The following is a 17065-nucleotide window of genomic DNA, read 5'->3' as shown; positions in this document are numbered from 1 at the left end:
CGGCTGGCTTCGACGTTTAGCGAGTAGCGTCTCGCATAGTTACAAATTCTTCTGCCACCGTGGGGTGAATACCAATCGTCGAATCAAAGTCGGCCTTGGTCGCCCCCGCCTTAATCGCCACAGCCAAGCCCTGAATGATTTCGCCCGCATCGTCACCCATCATATGAGCGCCGACCACTTTATCACTGGCCTTATCGACCACAAGCTTTAAAAATGTCTTGGTTTTATTGCCACTCAAGGTGTGTTTTAAGTGGGTAAACCGCGAGGTATACACCGCGATATCAGTAAAACGCTCCCGCGCGTCTTCTTCACTAAACCCAACCGTCGCAAGATTGGGTTGAGAAAATATAGCCGTGGGAATAAAGCTGTAATCGAGAACGGTGGTATCACCCTTAAACAAACGCTTCGCTAAATTCATGCCTTCGGCAAGTGCTACCGGCGTTAATTCCATACCTCCGGTTACATCACCAACTGCGTATATTGACGGCTCACACGTTTGAAAGCCTTCGTTGACCGCAATATAGCCTTTGTCGTTTAAAGTGACCTTGGTATTTTCTAAACCAAGCCCTTCTAAAAGAGGTTTGCGGCCCGTGGCATATAACACTTTATCGGTGAGTAAGCTTTCACCGCTTTCAAGCGTCAGCAAATATTGACCGTCTTTTTCAGCGATTGCGGTAACGTTTTCATTAAAACGTAACTTCACGCCTTTGTTCGTCATTTCCTCCGCAAGCTGCTCGCGAATTTCTGTATCAAATCCTCGCAAAAACAAATCACGGCGGTAAATCTGTTCTACCTCTATACCTAAACCATGAAGAATCCCCGCAAATTCAGTGGCAATATAGCCCCCGCCAATGACGACAGCGTGCTTTGGCAGTGTATCTAAATAAAATAATTCATTAGAGCTAATCGCCAACTCACGACCGGGAATGTCTGGGATAAAGGGCCAACCGCCGACAGCAATAAGAATATTTTTAGCTATGTATTTATGACCATCTACTTCGACGGTATTGGCGTCGACAATGCGCGCATGACCATTGATTAGCTCAACGCCGGCATTGCTTAATAAATTGCCATAAATACCATTGAGGCGTTCAATTTCTTTAGTTTTATTGTCCCTAAGGCGTGGCCAATCCAAGTCGCTAACGGCGCTATCCCAGCCGAAACCTCGAGCATCATTAAAGTCTTCACGGTAATGAGCGGCATAGCTAAATAACTTTTTGGGAACACAGCCAACATTGACGCAGGTGCCACCCAAATAACGCGATTCAGCAATGGCAACTTTTGCACCGAATCCCGCTGACATTCTTGCAGCGCGAACGCCGCCGGAACCAGCGCCAATAACAAATAAGTCGTAGATTGTTTCGCTCACGCACTCTCCTTTGAGCTTAGGTGTAAATTGGCGTCTCGTTAAATGGACGTTGAGGCTAAATCGTACTTTTCATACCAAGCAAGTTTTTCACGCAGCTTGACGACCTCGCCCACAATAATCAGCGTCGGTGCCTGCACAGGCTTCTCTTTTAACACTTCAACCATAGTCGCTAAGGTAGCCACGACGACCTTTTGATCAGGGGTGGTGCCCTGTTGCACTACTGCGATGGGAGTATCTTCCGATCTACCGAATTCCATCATTTTTTCGCAAATTGTAGGCAAGCCAACCAAACCCATATAAAACACCACCGTTTGCGCGGGTTTGACTAATTCGTCCCACGGTAAATTAATACTATGATCCTTTAAATGCCCAGTGACGAAGCGTACTGACTGTGCATAATCTCGATGGGTAAGCGGAATACCCGCATAGCTCGCACAACCCGCCGCTGCGGTAATACCAGGCACCACTTGGAAGGGAATGTTTTGCTCGGCGAGCTCTTCAATTTCCTCACCGCCACGACCGAATATAAATGGATCGCCCCCCTTTAAGCGCGCTACTTTTTTACCATCTTTGGCGTATTTCACCAGCAGCATATTAATGTCTTGCTGAGGAACCGCATGATCCGAGCGCGCCTTGCCAACATATACCCGCTCGGCATCTTTACGGCACATATCTACAATGGCCGGCGCCACCAAGCGGTCATATAACACCACATCTGCACGTTGTAATAAGCGTAGCGCCTTAAACGTCATTAAATCCGGGTCGCCTGGACCTGCACCGATTAAATACACTTCGCCACCGGCGTCGACGGTGCCTTTTTTTATCGCGTCGTCTAGCATAGTAGCTGCGGCCTTCTCATTGCCCGCAAAGACCATTTCGGCAACGGGGCCTTGTAAGGTGTGCTCCCAAAAATGACGTCGATCTTCAATATCTGCAAAGCGCGTTTTTACTGCGTCACGGAATTGCCCAACCAAATTGGCTAATCGGCCATAGGCGGCGGGAATACTAGCCTCTAAGCGAGAACGCATCATCCGCGCCAGTACCGGGCTTTTTCCGCCGCTACTCACGGCAATCATTAAGGGGGAGCGATCGATAATTGCCGGCAGAATCACACTGCATAAATCGGGGCTATCAACGACATTTACTGGAATTTGTCGACTGTGACAGGCCGCCGATACACGGCTGTTTAAGTTATGATCGTCCGTCGCGGCAATAACTAAAAATACGTCGTCTAGCAGATGGTCACCGTAATCACCACGAATACACTCGCCGCCCGCGTTCAAGCACAGCGTCGATAACTCTGGGAGAATGTCGTGGGCAACCAGTCTTAATTTTGCACCGGCCTTGCATAACAAACGTGCTTTTCGCAGCGCAACTTGACCACCGCCAATCAATAAACAGGGTTTATTACGTAGATCAGTAAAAAGAGGGAGAAAGTCCATTTAGCTAGAACTCTCCTGGCAATAACTGCTCTACGCCACCCATATAGCCTTGCAGTACGGCAGGAACAGCTAGCGAGCCATCCGCTTGTTGGTAATTTTCTAAAATTGCCACCAAGGTGCGGCCCACCGCCAATCCAGAGCCATTTAAGGTATGAAGCAGCTCTGGCTTACCCGTTTCGGGGTTACGCCAGCGAGCTAACATTCTACGCGCTTGGAAATCACCAAAACTACTGCAGGATGAAATTTCACGGTAGGCGCTCTGTCCCGGCAGCCACACCTCTAAATCGTAGGTCTTACGGGCAGAAAACCCAAGGTCACCACCGCAAAGAATCACTTTGCGATAAGGTAGATGAAGTTTCTGTAGAATCGCTTCAGCGTGGCCAGTTAAGGCCTCTAAGGCAGCATCAGATTCATCTGGGCGGACAAATTGAACCAACTCTACTTTTTCGAATTGGTGTTGCCGAATCATGCCCCGAGTATCACGACCATAGCTGCCCGCTTCACTTCGGAAGCAGGGAGTGTGACAAGTAAAGCGAAGCCCTTTGTCTAATTCAGCAGCCTCCACAATGGTATCGCGATATAAATTAGTTACCGGCACTTCGGCTGTTGGAATGAGGTAATACTCAGAATCACCTTGTAACTTAAACAAGTCTGCTTCAAATTTTGGTAATTGGCCGGTGCCACGCAGCGAATCGGCGTTCACCATATACGGCACGTAGACTTCCTGATAACCGTGCTCACGGGTATGGGTGTCTAACATAAGCTGAATGAGTGCACGATGCATACGCGCCAAACCACCACGCATTACTGCAAAACGGCTGCCGGTAATTTTAGTGGCTACTTCAAAATCTAGACCGCCGAGATTTTCACCGACATCAACATGGTCTTTTACGTCAAAGTCAAAGTTTCTCGGCTCGCCCCAGCGTAACACTTCAATATTATTTGATTCGTCTTTGCCTTCGGGCACCTCGTCAGCGGGTAAATTCGGCACCGCCATCAATAACTGATCTAAGGCTTCGTTTGCGTCTTTTGCTTGCAGCTTGAGTGCTTCTAATTCGGTTTCAATTTTTGCCAGACTTTCGTTCACCTGCGCCTTAGCTTCGTCGATATTAAGGCCAGATTTAATCAGTTCACCTATTTGCTTTGATGCCTTTTTACGCTCGGCCAACAAGTTTTGGCTATTCATATCTGCCTGTTTACGTACGGCATCTAGAGCTTCGAATTCTGCTACGTCAAAACGATAGAACTTTTTGTTCAGCGCGCCGGCAACTTCCTGAGGGTTGAGCCGAACCTGCTTAATATCTAACATTAAAATAAATCTCCAACTATCTGTATTTAATATACTTTGTTTAACGAACCAGACTCATACCTAACCAGCAACCGACAACGCAGCTAGTCAATGTTGCCGACATATAAAGTAATGCCAAGGTAATTTTACCCGCCTCTAGCATTGCCACTGACTCTAATGAAAAAGTCGAAAACGTAGTGAATGCCCCCAAAAAACCCACCATCAGCACGTAGCGCCAGTCGGTATGTATTGTCGATTTTTCGGTAATCAAAACGTAGAGCGCGCCAATAGTAAATGAGCCGGCAAGATTGACCGCAAAAGTACCTAAGGGCCAGTGCACTTGTGCTAAATAGATATTCACCGCACGGCCGATACCATAGCGGCTTAAAGCGCCACAGGCACCACCTAAGGCAATTAGCAAATAGACTTGCACGTCGTTGTCTCCGATTTTGAGGCGCTCTATTCTACCGTATTTGGTTTAACGATAGCGTGTATACGGTGACGCCGCATCGCGTTGGCGCAAATATCGCAGTTTTTCAGCGATTTTCTTCTCTAAACCTCGCTCAACCGGCTGGTAATAAACCGTGTCTTTAATTTCTTCTGGCAGGTAATTTTCACCAGCTGCATAGGCATCTACCTCGTCGTGAGCATATCGGTAACCCTCACCAAAGCCCTGCGTCTTCATCATACCGGTCGGTGCATTGCGCAAATGCATGGGAACGTCGTAGCTGGGCGCGGCGGCTATATCGCGCCGAACCGCATTGTAGGCAGTGTATACAGCATTACTTTTTGGCGCTGCCGCTAGGTAGCACACAGCTTGCGCCATCGCGAGTTCACCTTCTGGACTACCTAAGCGCTCTTGAACATCCCAAGCGTCTAAACAAATTCGCAGTGCACGCGGATCAGCATTACCAATATCTTCACTGGCCATGCGAACTAGGCGCCGCGCAATATACAGCGGTTCACAGCCACCATCCAGCATACGTGCGAACCAGTACAAGGCGCCATCCGCGGAGCTACCCCGTACCGATTTATGCAGAGCAGAAATTTGCTCGTAAAAGAGATCACCGCCTTTATCAAATCGGCGCGGTTGCCCATTTAAAACTTGGTCGACTATTTCTTCGTTTAAATCTCGTGCTTCACCACGGCTGAGCACCATGTCGCCAGCCAGTTCTATGAGATTGAGCGCGCGCCTCGCGTCGCCATCGGCATGGGCGGCAATACGAGCGATTTGTGCGGTATCTATCTTCCACCCTTCTCGCTCAGCGGCATGCTTAATAATGCGTATTAAAGCATCGTCATTCAGCGAATTTAGCTGGTAAACCCGCGCACGCGACAATAGTGCATTATTAATTTCAAAGGAGGGGTTTTCAGTCGTAGCACCAACAAAGATGACCGTGCCGTCTTCTACATAGGGCAAAAATGCGTCTTGCTGAGCCTTGTTAAAGCGATGAACTTCGTCGATAAACAAGATCGTCCTACGCTGAAAAAACTGTTGTTTTTTTGCTTCTTCAACAGCAGCGCGGATATCTTTTACCCCCGCCAGTACTGCGGAAATACTGATGAAGTGGGCGTCGCAAAGCTGAGCTATTAGCTGTGCCAAGGTAGTTTTCCCCACCCCTGGCGGTCCCCAGAAAATCATTGAATGAAGCTGGCCAGAGTCTAGCGCTCTGCGCAGTGGTTTGTCCTCTGCTAGCAGGTGCTCTTGGCCTAGGTAGTATTCCAATGTTTGCGGCCGCATCCTTGCGGCCAGCGGCATTGCAGCTGGCGTGTCGCTCAAGACCTACTCGCCTCAGCTTCGTTAAATTCAAACATTTTAGCGTCGAATTTAACGTTGTATTTTGGCTCGACAAAATCGATTTGGGTGGCTTGTTCTAGGGTGTCGGTCAGCCGCATACCCGTGAGCTTGCCCATATTGAACAATAAGCGCATTTCAGTAAACGCACTCTGTTGTTTGGGTATTAAAACAAACTCCCGCGTATTGCCGGATTTAATGACACTAACAACATAGTCAGCAGCCAGCTGATCTATCGATGCGCCGATAATCATTGCCGGCGTTTGTGATAGCTCAGAATCAAACGGGTCAGTATTTAACTGTTCAAGATCCGCATCGTAACGCCACACGGTTTTACCGTTACTGACAAGCAAATAGCGGAACGGCTCTAAGCTTTCCCAGCGGATATTGTTGGGGCGCTTCAGTGCGATAGTGCCTTTGCTTTCCTGCAAGAGCTCGCCGCTGGCATCCCTAACCTGCTGTACAAATTTTGAATTAATACTTTGCGCACCAGAAAGGTGCAAATGTAGTTGCGCAACGTCGCCTTCAGCAAAGACCGGCAACTGGAACACGGACAAACATACTAATAGAAACAATTGACGCATATTTTTCACTTCTAATCACGTGGCGGTGGAGCCAGTACTTCGCGACTACCGTTACTGGCCATCTCTGTTACGACACCAGCAGCTTCCATTGTTTCAATTAATCGCGCCGCGCGATTATAACCGATGCGTAATTTGCGCTGCACTGCAGATATAGATGCTCGTCGACTTTGCGTAACGTATTGTACCGCCTCATCGTAAAGCGCATCGCCTTCGCCATTGTCGCCACCACCCTCTGCCGCCATACCTGGCATTGCATCGCTGGTACTGCCCTCTTCTAACAGGCCGTCAATATATTGCGGCTCTCCGCGACGCTTCCAATCAGCAACCACGCGATGCACTTCTTCGTCAGACACAAAAGCGCCATGAACCCTCATCGGGATTCCAGCCCCCGGAGGCAAATACAGCATATCGCCGTGGCCGAGAAGCTGTTCCGCCCCGCCCTGATCCAAAATAGTCCGAGAATCAATTTTAGACGACACTTGAAAGCCAATACGAGTTGGCACGTTGGCCTTAATCAAACCGGTAATTACATCTACAGACGGCCGCTGCGTAGCCAATAGCAAATGAATTCCTGCTGCACGGGCTTTTTGTGCTATGCGCGCTATAAGTTCTTCGACCTTTTTGCCAACGATCATCATCATGTCGGCGAATTCGTCAATCACCACCACTATCGATGGCAGCACTTCGAGATCTGGCGCCTGCGCTTCTTCTAGCCCAGCTTGATAGTGTTCTTCTGGTTTCCAAAGTGGATCTTTAATTGGCTCACCGGCAAGAATCGCGTCTTTGACCTTACGATTAAATCCGGCCAAATTACGAACGCCCATTTTCGACATTAATTTATAGCGACGTTCCATCTCAGCCACGCACCAGCGCAAGCCATTCGCCGCATCTTTCATATCGGTAATAACGGGGGTTAGTAGATGTGGAATGCCGTCATATACGGACAATTCCAACATTTTCGGGTCAACCAACATCAAGCGCACTTCTTCCGGCGTTGACTTGTAAAGCAGACTAATCAGCATGGCATTTACGCCTACCGATTTACCCGAACCGGTAGTACCTGCTACCAGTAAGTGAGGCATTTTCCCCAAATCAGCACATATCGGCTCACCAGAAATGTCGTGACCTAAGGCGAGAGTAAGTGGTGATTTATTGGATTCAAACACTTCCGAGGAAAGCACATCGTGGAAATTAACAATTTCGCGATCCTCGTTAGGGATCTCGATGCCGACGTATGGTTTACCAGGGATAACCTCAACAACACGGACACTGATCACGGCTAACGATCGCGCTAAATCTTTCACCAAATTTGATATTTTGCTGACTTTGACGCCGGCGTCCGGTTCTAACTCAAAACGTGTAATAACAGGGCCAGGGAAGACGGCTACCACCTTTGCCGACACCCCGAAATCCAACAATTTAATTTCAAGTAAGCGGGACATCGCGTCTAATGTTTCGGGCGAATACCCCCGATCCGGGTTGTGCACGGCTTTATCAAGTAGGCTCAATGACGGCAAGGTGCCGGTTACTGGGCCATCAAACAACGAGGCTTGACGCTCTTTATCCGGCCGGGATGATTTAGGTGCAGGTTTTGGTGGGGACGCTATCTGCGGCGGCACACGCGTTTTTTGAATTTCAGTTTTGGTCGTAAACGCCTCGTGGCGTTCTCTAGCAGCTAGCGCTGCCTTTTTACGCTCGGCGCGAGCTTGGCGATAACGATATATTGAATCGTTTGCCTTGTCATAAAGGCGCAACGTTAAGGCACCGACGGTATCCATTAACTTAATCCACGACAAATCAGTGAATACCGTTAAGCCAAACAATAAAATTGCCAGCAGTAATAAACGACTGCCAAACTCATTAAAAGATGCCAATGTGGCGTGGCCAACGGCATCACCCAAAACACCACCGGCACCAAACGGTAATCCGCTAGTACCGAAATCACCGTTCGCCGCGAGGCCAGTGCTCGATATCATCACTAATACCAAGCCAATAACGCGCAAAGAGAAAATAAGTGAATCAAATGCCGGCGGACGATAACGCGACTTAAATAAACGCCATGCCCGAAACGCTAACATGCTTGGAAATAGATAAGCCATGTAACCAAACAAAGCAAAAAAGACATCTGCAAGCCAGGCACCCACAGGGCCACCAGCGTTCATCACGCCGTCGCCACTCCCAGTTCTAGACCAACCAGGATCATTCCCGCTGTAGGTTAAAAGAGATACAAAAATGTAAATGCACACCGCAACAAAGCCGATTAACAGCCCTTCACGAAGACGTAAATGCAATATTTCGCGATTATCCACCGCTGATTTTGTTGTCGGTTTAGGCAAAAGAAAACAATTTCCTAGTTACTTCTAGCTTAAACGGCCAATCACACATTCACGATGCCGTCACGAAAAAAAATTATATGTTTATGAGCTGCTGGCAAGCCTATTGAAAATCTCAAATCGGGCCCAATATTAGCACTATGTCAGGGCATTTGTCGCCGCACAGAGATTTTGATGCGGATAACAAATTCCCCTATGATATGCGCCTTATATCAGTCATTTTGGATTGAACCAAGTTCACTCCCCCTGAATGGAATGCAGTAATTTTATGAGCGACAGCCAACACCACCGTCTAATTATTCTAGGTTCGGGCCCAGCCGGTTACACCGCCGCTGTTTACGCCGCCCGCGCAAACCTCAACCCCGTGGTTATAACGGGTATTCAACAAGGCGGTCAGCTCACCACCACCACCGATGTAGATAACTGGCCTGGCGATCAGAATGGCGTTCAAGGCCCAGAACTTATGGTTAGAATGCAGGAGCATGCCGAACGCTTCGACACCGAGGTTATTTTCGACCATATTGAATCAGTCGATTTAAAAAACAAGCCCTTCACACTTAAGGGCAGCAAGACCTATACCTGCGATAGTTTGATCATCGCGACAGGTGCTTCAGCCCAATACCTCGGTTTGCCCTCAGAAGAAGCCTTTATGGGTAAAGGCGTGTCCGCTTGCGCCACCTGCGATGGCTTTTTTTACCGAGGCAAAAAAGTAGCCGTTATCGGCGGTGGCAACACAGCCGTAGAAGAAGCGCTATATTTGTCGAATATCGCGTCTGAAGTAACGCTGGTCCACCGTCGTGACAGCCTACGTTCAGAGAAAATACTGCAAGACAAATTGCTTGAGCGCGCAGCGAATGGCAATGTAAATATATTGTGGAATAACACGCTCGACGAAGTACTCGGTGATGACAGCGGTGTGACAGGCTTGCGCATACGAAGCACCAAAGATGACAGCACCCAAGAAATTGATGTTGCCGGCGTGTTTATCGCCATTGGCCACAAGCCGAATACCGATATTTTTGACGGCCAACTTGATATGAAAGACGGCTACTTAAAAATTCACAGCGGCACCGAAGGCAACGCTACCCGCACCAGCATTGAGGGTGTTTTTGCTGCCGGTGACGTCGCTGACCATATTTATCGTCAAGCTGTTACCTCTGCTGGTTTTGGCTGCATGGCAGCACTTGACGCAGAACGCTATTTAGACGACCTAGCGTAAGATATTGCAGCTTATCTCATGCCGACTATCCCTTGGCTCGACACTGATAAGCTGGACTTCCCTAGCGTCGAAAACGCCTTAGAAGACCCCAACGGCTTGCTGGCCGTTGGGGGCGACCTCAGCAAGGAACGTATTTTAGCCGCCTACCGTCGCGGTATTTTCCCTTGGTACGAGGAATCCCAGCCTATCCTGTGGTGGTCTCCTCAGCCTAGAACCATACTGTATCCAGAACAGATTTACGTTAACCGGAGTCTACGCAAAGCTCTCCGCCGTGGCGACTATTCTGTAAGTTTTGATATGGCCTTTAATGCAGTGCTAGATGGCTGCGCTGCACTTAGCCCAAAGCGCCCTGGTACGTGGATAACCGATGATATGCGCGCAGCGTATTTAAGCCTTCACAACGACGGCTGGGCTCACTCTGTCGAAGTTTGGCGAGACGACATCCTGATCGGCGGCCTTTACGGTATGGGCATCGGCAAATTATTTTTCGGCGAATCCATGTTCAGTCGCGAAGCAAATGCGTCAAAAATTGCACTAGTGCACCTGTGTGGGCAACTGCAGGAATGGGGATATCCACTGATTGATTGTCAGGTAGGAAATGACTACCTTGACAGCATGGGCGCACAGGAAATAAATCGCGATAAATTTAAACAGTACTTGGATCAATACAGCAATATCGCCGCGCGCCCCGTTGATAAATGGGCCATGAATTGGCGATACGGAAACGTTTCGTTAGCGGAATAAGCATGACTGATTCAAAGGAAATTAAGCTCTACGCCACCCACCCGCACCCCTGTAGCTATTTTGGCGATCGCGAAGCAAAAACAATCTTCATTGACCCTGAGATGACACCATCGGCAGCATTATACAGCGAGTTATCTCGACGCGGATTTCGACGTAGCGGAAATCATATATATCGCCCCGACTGCAAGCGCTGCAAAGATTGTATAGCGAGCCGCGTTCCAGTAAATTTATTTACTCCTACACGCGGCCAACGGCGAACGATAAAACGCAATGCAGATTTAAATACTAAAATTCTCTCGTCACCGTCAGATCAGTCATATTCTTTATACGAGCGCTATATAAATGGTCGTCATCGTGACGGTGATATGTTCCCGCCCTCGAAGGAGCAGTTCGACAGTTTTCTTGGGCCGAGTAACGCGGCAAGCGAATATGTGCATTTTTATTTAGGCGCAGATTTAGTCGCTGTAGCAGTTACCGATGTACTTGATGACGGTTTATCTGCCATTTACACATTTTACGATCCTCAATTTAGCCAGCGCAGCCTAGGTGTTTACGGTATTCTTTGGCAAATTTCGCAGGCTAAATCCCGAAATTTATCCTATATCTATCTCGGATATTGGATACGCGACTGCCAAAAAATGACGTACAAAACCGACTACCGGCCAATAGAACTGCTAATAAACAGTCGCTGGGTTCGACTTATCTGATCAGCTAAATCAAGCACAAGCTAACAAGCCCTGATGTAAATTGCCAAACACGGTAAATTAAGGCAAAATGCGCGCAGTTTTGACAGCCCGCCGTGGCCTCAGTGCTTCTCAATCATTAATTCTTAAAGACTTTCGAGGATAGTTGCCGAATGGCGAAAGAAGACCAGATCGAAATGGAAGGCGAAGTCATTGACACCTTGCCGAATACAACCTTTCGCGTGCGCCTAGAAAATGGCCACGTTGTTACTGCTCACATCTCAGGAAAAATGCGTAAGCATTACATCCGGATTCTAACCGGAGATAAGGTCAAGGTTGAATTAACCCCCTATGACCTTAGCAAAGGCCGCATTACTTTCCGCGGCCGTTAAGCGCGATTAGATCAATCGCAGGTCTGGCTCTCCTCCTCATCCACCGTTTCTGCGGTTAGAGCTAGACCATCACCCTTCACGGTGATATTAACCAGCCCACCTTGCTTTTCCAAGCTACCGAACAACACCATTTCAGCCAGCGGTCTTTTAATGTGCTGCTGAATAATGCGTGCCATCGGCCGCGCTCCCATAGTTTTGTCGTAACCATTGTCGACTAACCAGCGGCGTGCAGCATCATCTACGCTCAACACCACTTTTTTGTCGTCTAACTGCGCCTGCAACTCAACCAAGAATTTATCGACAACCGTTAATATAACGTCTGACTCCAGCGGCGCAAAGGAAATAACGCTATCTAAGCGATTGCGGAATTCCGGTGTAAACAGGCGATTAATCGCCTCGGTAGAATCAGTTTGATTATCCTGCTCAGTAAAGCCGATCGAGCGACGACTCATGCTTTCGGCGCCGGCATTGGTCGTCATCACAAATATCACATTGCGGAAATCTGCTTTACGACCATTATTATCCGTGAGCGAGCCGTGATCCATAACCTGCAAGAGCAGATTAAAGAGGTCGGGATGCGCTTTTTCGATTTCATCAAGCAACACCACTGAATGCGGGTGTTTAGTTACCGAATCTGTTAACAAGCCGCCTTGATCAAAACCAACATAGCCAGGAGGTGCACCGATTAAACGCGAGACTGTGTGGCGCTCCATATACTCAGACATATCAAAACGAATCAACTCCAAGCCAAGCAATTTGGCAAGCTGACGACATATCTCAGTTTTACCCACGCCTGTTGGGCCCGCCAGCAAAAAGCTACCAATTGGCTTTTCAACGGATTTCAAACCAGCGCGGGCCAGTTTGATAGAGGCGCTAAGCTCCGCCACCGCTTGATCCTGACCGAATACCACCATTTTGAGATTGTCTTCGAGCTTCGCAAGTGAAGCCCTATCGTCGGAAGACACGCTCTTAGGCGGAATGCGCGCAATTTTGGCAACAATCGCTTCGATTTCAGCGACATCAATTTTTTCTACGCGATCTTCAGGCTTTTGCAGTCGCTGATAAGCGCCGGCTTCATCGATCACGTCGATAGCTTTGTCAGGCAAAAAGCGGTCATTAATATAACGAGCTGACAATTCCGCCGCTGAGCGTAAAGCGCCGTCGCTGTATTTAAGGTCGTGATGGGTTTCGAAACGCGAACGCAGACCTTTCAAAATCAAGAAAGTGTCATCGACAGAAGGCTCATTAACATCCACTTTTTGGAAGCGCCGGCTAAGAGCGCGATCCTTGTCGAAAATACCTCGGTACTCTTGGAAAGTGGTTGAGCCAATGCAGCGCATTTGCCCAGAGCTTAATAGTGGTTTTAACAGATTAGAGGCGTCCATCACCCCACCGGAAGCCGCCCCAGCACCGATAATGGTGTGAATCTCATCGATAAACAGAATGGCGCCTTCACGCTTTTTGAGGTCCGCAAGCAGGCCTTTTAAGCGTTTTTCAAAATCGCCGCGGTATTTGGTGCCCGCGAGCAGAGCCCCCATATCGAGGGAGTAAACCACACTGCCGATAAGGACATCTGGCACGTCACCGTCAACAATGCGTTTGGCCAAGCCCTCGGCGATGGCGGTTTTACCTACCCCAGACTCCCCCACCAATAGCGGATTATTTTTGCGGCGACGAGTAAGTATTTGCGCAACGCGCTCGACTTCTTCAGCGCGGCCAATTAAGGGGTCGATACGGCCAGCTTTCGCCTCTTCATTTAAGTTAGTCGCAAAATTTTCTAGCGGACGCTGTTCTGGATCGGCATTTTCAACGTCTTGGTCATGCTGCTGATCATGCTCAAGCCCTTCTGGGCCAGACACCTTAGAAATACCGTGGGTAATATAATTAACCACATCGAGGCGGTTTACATTTTGTGATTTCAAGAAGTAAACCGCTTGGCTTTCTTGCTCACTAAAAATAGCTACCAGCACATTTGCGCCGGTGACTTCTTGTTTACCTGAAGACTGCACATGAAACACTGCGCGCTGCAGCACGCGCTGAAAACCCAATGTTGGCTGGGTGTCTCGCTCTGCGTCATCTTCGGGGATTCGAGGCGTGGTCGCCTCAACAAATTCCTTCAACTCGCCTTTAAGCTGAGTTAAATCTGCGCCACATGCGAGCAGAACTTTTACTGCGGCTTCATTATCCGCTAAAGCCAGCAATAGGTGTTCGACGGTCATAAACTCATGCCGGCGACTACGAGCCGATTTAAATGCCTGGCTCAATGTTGTTTCGAGATCTTTGCTCAACATAGACTACTTCCGCCCTTTGACATTGCAAACTTCAAGCATCGCTTTCTTCTATCTCAGCAAGTAGCGGGTGCCCATTATCTCTTGCGTATTGGTTTACCTGCGCCGCCTTGGTTTCAGCGATATCTTTGGTAAACACACCGCACACCCCTTTACCCTTGGTGTGCACTGCAAGCATTACTTGAGTGGCGCGCTGCCGATCCAAATAAAAGAAATCCTCTAATACTTCGACAACAAACTCCATCGGAGTGTAATCATCATTTAACAGTACCACCGCATACATACGAGGTTTCTTTAGTTCCGGTTTCGACTCTTGTATTGCTAAGCCGTTACCGTGATCTTCATCTGACTTATCACCTGAATTCTGTATATTAATGTGCATTTTCACTGGCTTTACCTGAGCTTATCACCACTTTAACCCCGCGCAATAGGGAAATTCACCAACTTCACCACTTACATCTTCTTAACTTGACGACGAGGCCGGACTGTTTTAAAAATGGGGGCTATGTCGCAAAATACAAGGTAGTTTGCGTAAATATGACAATAACTATAACGACAATTAAGGATATAAAGCTATGCAGCAGGGTGTTGTAAAGTGGTTCAATAACGCCAAAGGCTACGGTTTCATCGTTTCAGAGAATAGTGAAGATGAGATTTTTGCGCACTATTCCGCCATTACGATGGAGGGCTACAAAACATTAAAGGCGGGACAAAGTGTGAAATTTAGCGCCGAGCCAGGCCCAAAAGGACTACATGCCACAGATATTCAAGCATCCGACGACGAATAATAAAAAAAGAGGTTTTTCTAAACAGAAAATATCACCACCGGCATACGCCGGTGGTGAAGCAGCTTTACGCCATATGCTTAACGATTGCATCACCAAATTCTGAACATTTCAGTAAGGTAGCACCTTCCATCAAACGCTCAAAATCGTAGGTTACCGTCTTAGCCTGGATCGCGCCGTTCATACCATCAATAATCAGGTCTGCAGCTTCGTTCCAACCCATGTGACGCAGCATCATTTCCGCAGACAAAATCAAAGAACCTGGATTTACTTTGTCTTGGCCTGTGTACTTAGGTGCAGTGCCGTGAGTCGCCTCAAACAGTGCAATGTTATCGCTTAGGTTTGCACCCGGCGCGATACCAATACCACCAACCTGTGCAGCCAGTGCATCAGACAGGTAATCACCGTTCAAGTTAAGCGTGGCGATAACGCTGTACTCGTCTGGGCGCAATAGAACTTGTTGAAGCATGGCATCAGCAATCACGTCTTTAATAACGATCTCTTTGCCGTTGTTTGGGTTTTTAATGCTAACCCATGGGCCGCCATCGATCAGCTCGCCACCAAACTCTTCCATCGCCAGCTCGTAAGCCCAGTTTTTGAAAGCACCTTCGGTAAACTTCATGATATTGCCTTTGTGCACGATGGTCAGTGACGGCAAATCTTGATCGATAGTGTACTGAATGGCCTTACGAACCAAACGCACAGTACCTTCTTTAGATACTGGCTTAACACCAATGCCGCAATCCTGTGGGAAACGGATTTTAGTCACGCCCATTTCTTCTTGGAAGAATTCGATCACTTTATTGGCTTCTGGTGTACCTGCTTTCCACTCGATACCGGCGTAGATGTCTTCGGAGTTCTCGCGGAAAATAACCATATTGGTTTTGCCCGGCTCTTTTACCGGAGAAGGCACGCCTTCAAACCAACGTACCGGACGCTGACAAACATACAGGTCCAACTCTTGACGCAGTGCCACGTTCAAAGAACGGAAGCCGCCACCAACTGGTGTAGTTAGTGGGCCTTTAATGCCGACTACGTAGTCTTTAATTGCATCTAGAGTCTCAGCGGGGAACCAGTCTCCGTCATATAACTCTGCTGCTTTTTCGCCGGTGTAAATTTCCATCCAGCTGATTTTCTTAGTGCCTGAGTAGGCTTTTTCAACGGCTGCATCAACTACGTTGATCATCACCGGAGTAATGTCGACCCCGATGCCATCACCTTCGATAAAAGGAATAATTGGCCGATCGGGTACATTGAGGGAAAGATCCGCATTAACGGTGATTTTCTCGCCCGCAGTAGGTACCTTGATATGTTGGTATCCCATTTTTGACTCCATGGTTTATCAGTTAGTATCTGTGCTCGTGCTCGGTCACAAACGAAAACAAAGCAATTTGCTACAATGCAGCTTCTGCAAAAAGCGCGACATTATAACACTTTATACCCAGATTTCTTCTATGAATGAGCCTATTTTAGCGTGAGTGAACTTTTTTTATTCAATAAGCCCTTCCAAGTCATGAGTCAATTTACCGACTCAGACGGGCGAGCCAACCTGTCTGATTACATCAGGATCCCAGCGATATATCCAGCCGGTAGACTAGATTATGACTCGGAAGGCTTGATGATATTGACGGGTGATGGCGAACTACAACATCAAATTAGTCATCCTCGCCACAAGCTGGCCAAAACATATTGGGTACAGGTTGACGGTGACATCACTGGTAGCGCGGTGGCAGCCCTGCAAACCGGCGTGCAACTTAATGACGGCCCAACGCTACCCGCTGTGGCAAATAAAATCGACGAGCCGGAAATACTTTGGCCTCGCACACCGCCAGTTCGTTTTCGCGCAAACATTCCCACTAGTTGGCTGAGCTTAACGATTACTGAAGGCCGCAATCGCCAAGTTCGACGCATGACCGCCGCGGTTGGCTTCCCTACTCTGCGGCTTATTCGCGCCAGCATTGGCGACTGGAGTATTGAAAACCTAGCACCAGGCGAATACACCTCGCTCACTTTAGGTCCAGAGCTTGTCCGCTACAAACCTAGCAAAAGTGGCAAGCCACACGTGAGCCGAAATAAAACCCGAACCCGGCCACGCCGCAAACATAGTCCTTAACACATTGCCCCTGTTACAATTAGCGCTTTG

General features: G+C 48.3%; 16 protein-coding genes. 6 read left to right on the top strand and 10 right to left on the bottom strand.

Features of this window, described 5'->3' with window-relative positions; all coding sequences use genetic code 11:
- Nucleotides 1-16: 16 nt before the first annotated feature.
- Genes gorA through GVJ32_RS17115 form a run of 7 tightly spaced genes read right to left on the bottom strand, consistent with a single transcriptional unit; the run spans nt 17 to nt 8814 of the window.
- A complete protein-coding gene (gene gorA, locus GVJ32_RS17145) occupies nt 17-1369 on the bottom strand; it encodes a glutathione-disulfide reductase (protein ID WP_159241299.1) in 1353 nt (450 codons plus the stop codon).
- A gap of 38 nt (nt 1370-1407) precedes the next feature.
- Complete coding sequence (gene cysG / locus GVJ32_RS17140) at nt 1408-2811, bottom strand: siroheme synthase CysG (protein WP_159241298.1); 1404 nt, start codon at nt 2809-2811, stop codon at nt 1408-1410.
- Between the two features lie 4 nt (nt 2812-2815).
- The gene (gene serS, locus GVJ32_RS17135; RefSeq protein ID WP_159241297.1) at nt 2816-4120 is read right to left on the bottom strand and encodes a serine--tRNA ligase; all 1305 of its coding nucleotides are present in this window, start codon (nt 4118-4120) and stop codon (nt 2816-2818) included.
- Nucleotides 4121-4160: 40 nt separating this feature from the next.
- The gene (crcB, locus tag GVJ32_RS17130) at nt 4161-4532 is read right to left on the bottom strand and encodes a fluoride efflux transporter CrcB (RefSeq protein WP_159241296.1); all 372 of its coding nucleotides are present in this window, start codon (nt 4530-4532) and stop codon (nt 4161-4163) included.
- 45 nt (nt 4533-4577) lie between these two features.
- Nucleotides 4578-5858, bottom strand: coding sequence for a replication-associated recombination protein A (locus GVJ32_RS17125; protein WP_159241392.1), 1281 nt, complete (start codon nt 5856-5858; stop codon nt 4578-4580).
- A 17-nt stretch (nt 5859-5875) separates the two neighbouring features.
- Complete coding sequence (gene lolA / locus GVJ32_RS17120) at nt 5876-6478, bottom strand: outer membrane lipoprotein chaperone LolA (protein ID WP_159241295.1); 603 nt, start codon at nt 6476-6478, stop codon at nt 5876-5878.
- An 11-nt stretch (nt 6479-6489) separates the two neighbouring features.
- Nucleotides 6490-8814 carry a DNA translocase FtsK gene (locus GVJ32_RS17115; RefSeq protein ID WP_200841463.1) on the bottom strand — a complete coding sequence of 775 codons (2325 nt, stop codon included), beginning with the start codon at nt 8812-8814 and terminating at the stop codon, nt 6490-6492.
- 265 nt (nt 8815-9079) lie between these two features.
- Here GVJ32_RS17115 and trxB point away from each other — a divergent pair, with 265 nt between their 5' ends.
- From trxB to infA, 4 genes are all read left to right on the top strand, one after another.
- Nucleotides 9080-10030, top strand: coding sequence for a thioredoxin-disulfide reductase (gene trxB, locus GVJ32_RS17110; RefSeq protein WP_159241294.1), 951 nt, complete (start codon nt 9080-9082; stop codon nt 10028-10030).
- Nucleotides 10031-10048: 18 nt separating this feature from the next.
- Complete coding sequence (gene aat, locus GVJ32_RS17105) at nt 10049-10774, top strand: leucyl/phenylalanyl-tRNA--protein transferase (RefSeq protein WP_159241293.1); 726 nt, start codon at nt 10049-10051, stop codon at nt 10772-10774.
- A 2-nt stretch (nt 10775-10776) separates the two neighbouring features.
- Nucleotides 10777-11481: an arginyltransferase gene (locus tag GVJ32_RS17100; RefSeq protein WP_159241292.1), complete on the top strand. Its 705-nt coding sequence runs from the start codon at nt 10777-10779 to the stop codon at nt 11479-11481.
- 149 nt (nt 11482-11630) lie between these two features.
- A complete protein-coding gene (gene infA, locus GVJ32_RS17095; RefSeq protein ID WP_008247839.1) occupies nt 11631-11849 on the top strand; it encodes a translation initiation factor IF-1 in 219 nt (72 codons plus the stop codon).
- Between the two features lie 11 nt (nt 11850-11860).
- On the opposite strand, the gene clpA is transcribed toward infA, so the two are convergent.
- Nucleotides 11861-14140 carry an ATP-dependent Clp protease ATP-binding subunit ClpA gene (clpA, locus tag GVJ32_RS17090; RefSeq protein WP_159241291.1) on the bottom strand — a complete coding sequence of 760 codons (2280 nt, stop codon included), beginning with the start codon at nt 14138-14140 and terminating at the stop codon, nt 11861-11863.
- A 31-nt stretch (nt 14141-14171) separates the two neighbouring features.
- Nucleotides 14172-14519, bottom strand: coding sequence for an ATP-dependent Clp protease adapter ClpS (gene clpS / locus GVJ32_RS17085; protein WP_159241390.1), 348 nt, complete (start codon nt 14517-14519; stop codon nt 14172-14174).
- Between the two features lie 193 nt (nt 14520-14712).
- On the opposite strand from clpS, the gene GVJ32_RS17080 reads away from it, so the two are divergent.
- Nucleotides 14713-14925, top strand: a complete 213-nt coding sequence (locus GVJ32_RS17080) for a cold shock domain-containing protein (protein ID WP_159241290.1) — start codon at nt 14713-14715, stop codon at nt 14923-14925.
- 64 nt (nt 14926-14989) lie between these two features.
- On the opposite strand, the gene icd is transcribed toward GVJ32_RS17080, so the two are convergent.
- Nucleotides 14990-16246, bottom strand: a complete 1257-nt coding sequence (icd, locus tag GVJ32_RS17075; RefSeq protein ID WP_159241289.1) for an NADP-dependent isocitrate dehydrogenase — start codon at nt 16244-16246, stop codon at nt 14990-14992.
- Between the two features lie 150 nt (nt 16247-16396).
- Between icd and GVJ32_RS17070 the strand changes: the two genes are divergently transcribed.
- Nucleotides 16397-17035, top strand: coding sequence for a pseudouridine synthase (locus GVJ32_RS17070; protein WP_159241288.1), 639 nt, complete (start codon nt 16397-16399; stop codon nt 17033-17035).
- The last annotated feature ends 30 nt before the right edge of the window (nt 17036-17065 follow it).

This window comes from Zhongshania aliphaticivorans (assembly GCF_902705855.1).
Classification (GTDB): Bacteria; Pseudomonadota; Gammaproteobacteria; order Pseudomonadales; family Spongiibacteraceae; genus Spongiibacter; species Spongiibacter aliphaticivorans_B.
The sequence above is the reverse complement of the archived record's forward strand: the minus strand, read 5'-3'. Positions and strand labels throughout refer to the sequence as shown.

Bases quoted from the DNA above. Each gene is read 5' to 3' on its own strand.
- lolA (WP_159241295.1), bottom strand. From the start codon at position 6,478: ATGCGTCAATTGTTTCTATTAGTATGTTTGTCCGTGTTCCAGTTGCCG.
- clpA (WP_159241291.1), bottom strand. From the start codon at position 14,140: ATGTTGAGCAAAGATCTCGAAACAACATTGAGCCAGGCATTTAAATCG.
- serS (WP_159241297.1), bottom strand. From the start codon at position 4,120: ATGTTAGATATTAAGCAGGTTCGGCTCAACCCTCAGGAAGTTGCCGGC.
- GVJ32_RS17080 (WP_159241290.1), top strand. From the start codon at position 14,713: ATGCAGCAGGGTGTTGTAAAGTGGTTCAATAACGCCAAAGGCTACGGT.
- GVJ32_RS17125 (WP_159241392.1), bottom strand. From the start codon at position 5,858: ATGCCGCTGGCCGCAAGGATGCGGCCGCAAACATTGGAATACTACCTA.
- infA (WP_008247839.1), top strand. From the start codon at position 11,631: ATGGCGAAAGAAGACCAGATCGAAATGGAAGGCGAAGTCATTGACACC.
- cysG (WP_159241298.1), bottom strand. From the start codon at position 2,811: ATGGACTTTCTCCCTCTTTTTACTGATCTACGTAATAAACCCTGTTTA.
- GVJ32_RS17100 (WP_159241292.1), top strand. From the start codon at position 10,777: ATGACTGATTCAAAGGAAATTAAGCTCTACGCCACCCACCCGCACCCC.
- aat (WP_159241293.1), top strand. From the start codon at position 10,049: ATGCCGACTATCCCTTGGCTCGACACTGATAAGCTGGACTTCCCTAGC.
- icd (WP_159241289.1), bottom strand. From the start codon at position 16,246: ATGGGATACCAACATATCAAGGTACCTACTGCGGGCGAGAAAATCACC.
- clpS (WP_159241390.1), bottom strand. From the start codon at position 14,519: ATGCACATTAATATACAGAATTCAGGTGATAAGTCAGATGAAGATCAC.
- trxB (WP_159241294.1), top strand. From the start codon at position 9,080: ATGAGCGACAGCCAACACCACCGTCTAATTATTCTAGGTTCGGGCCCA.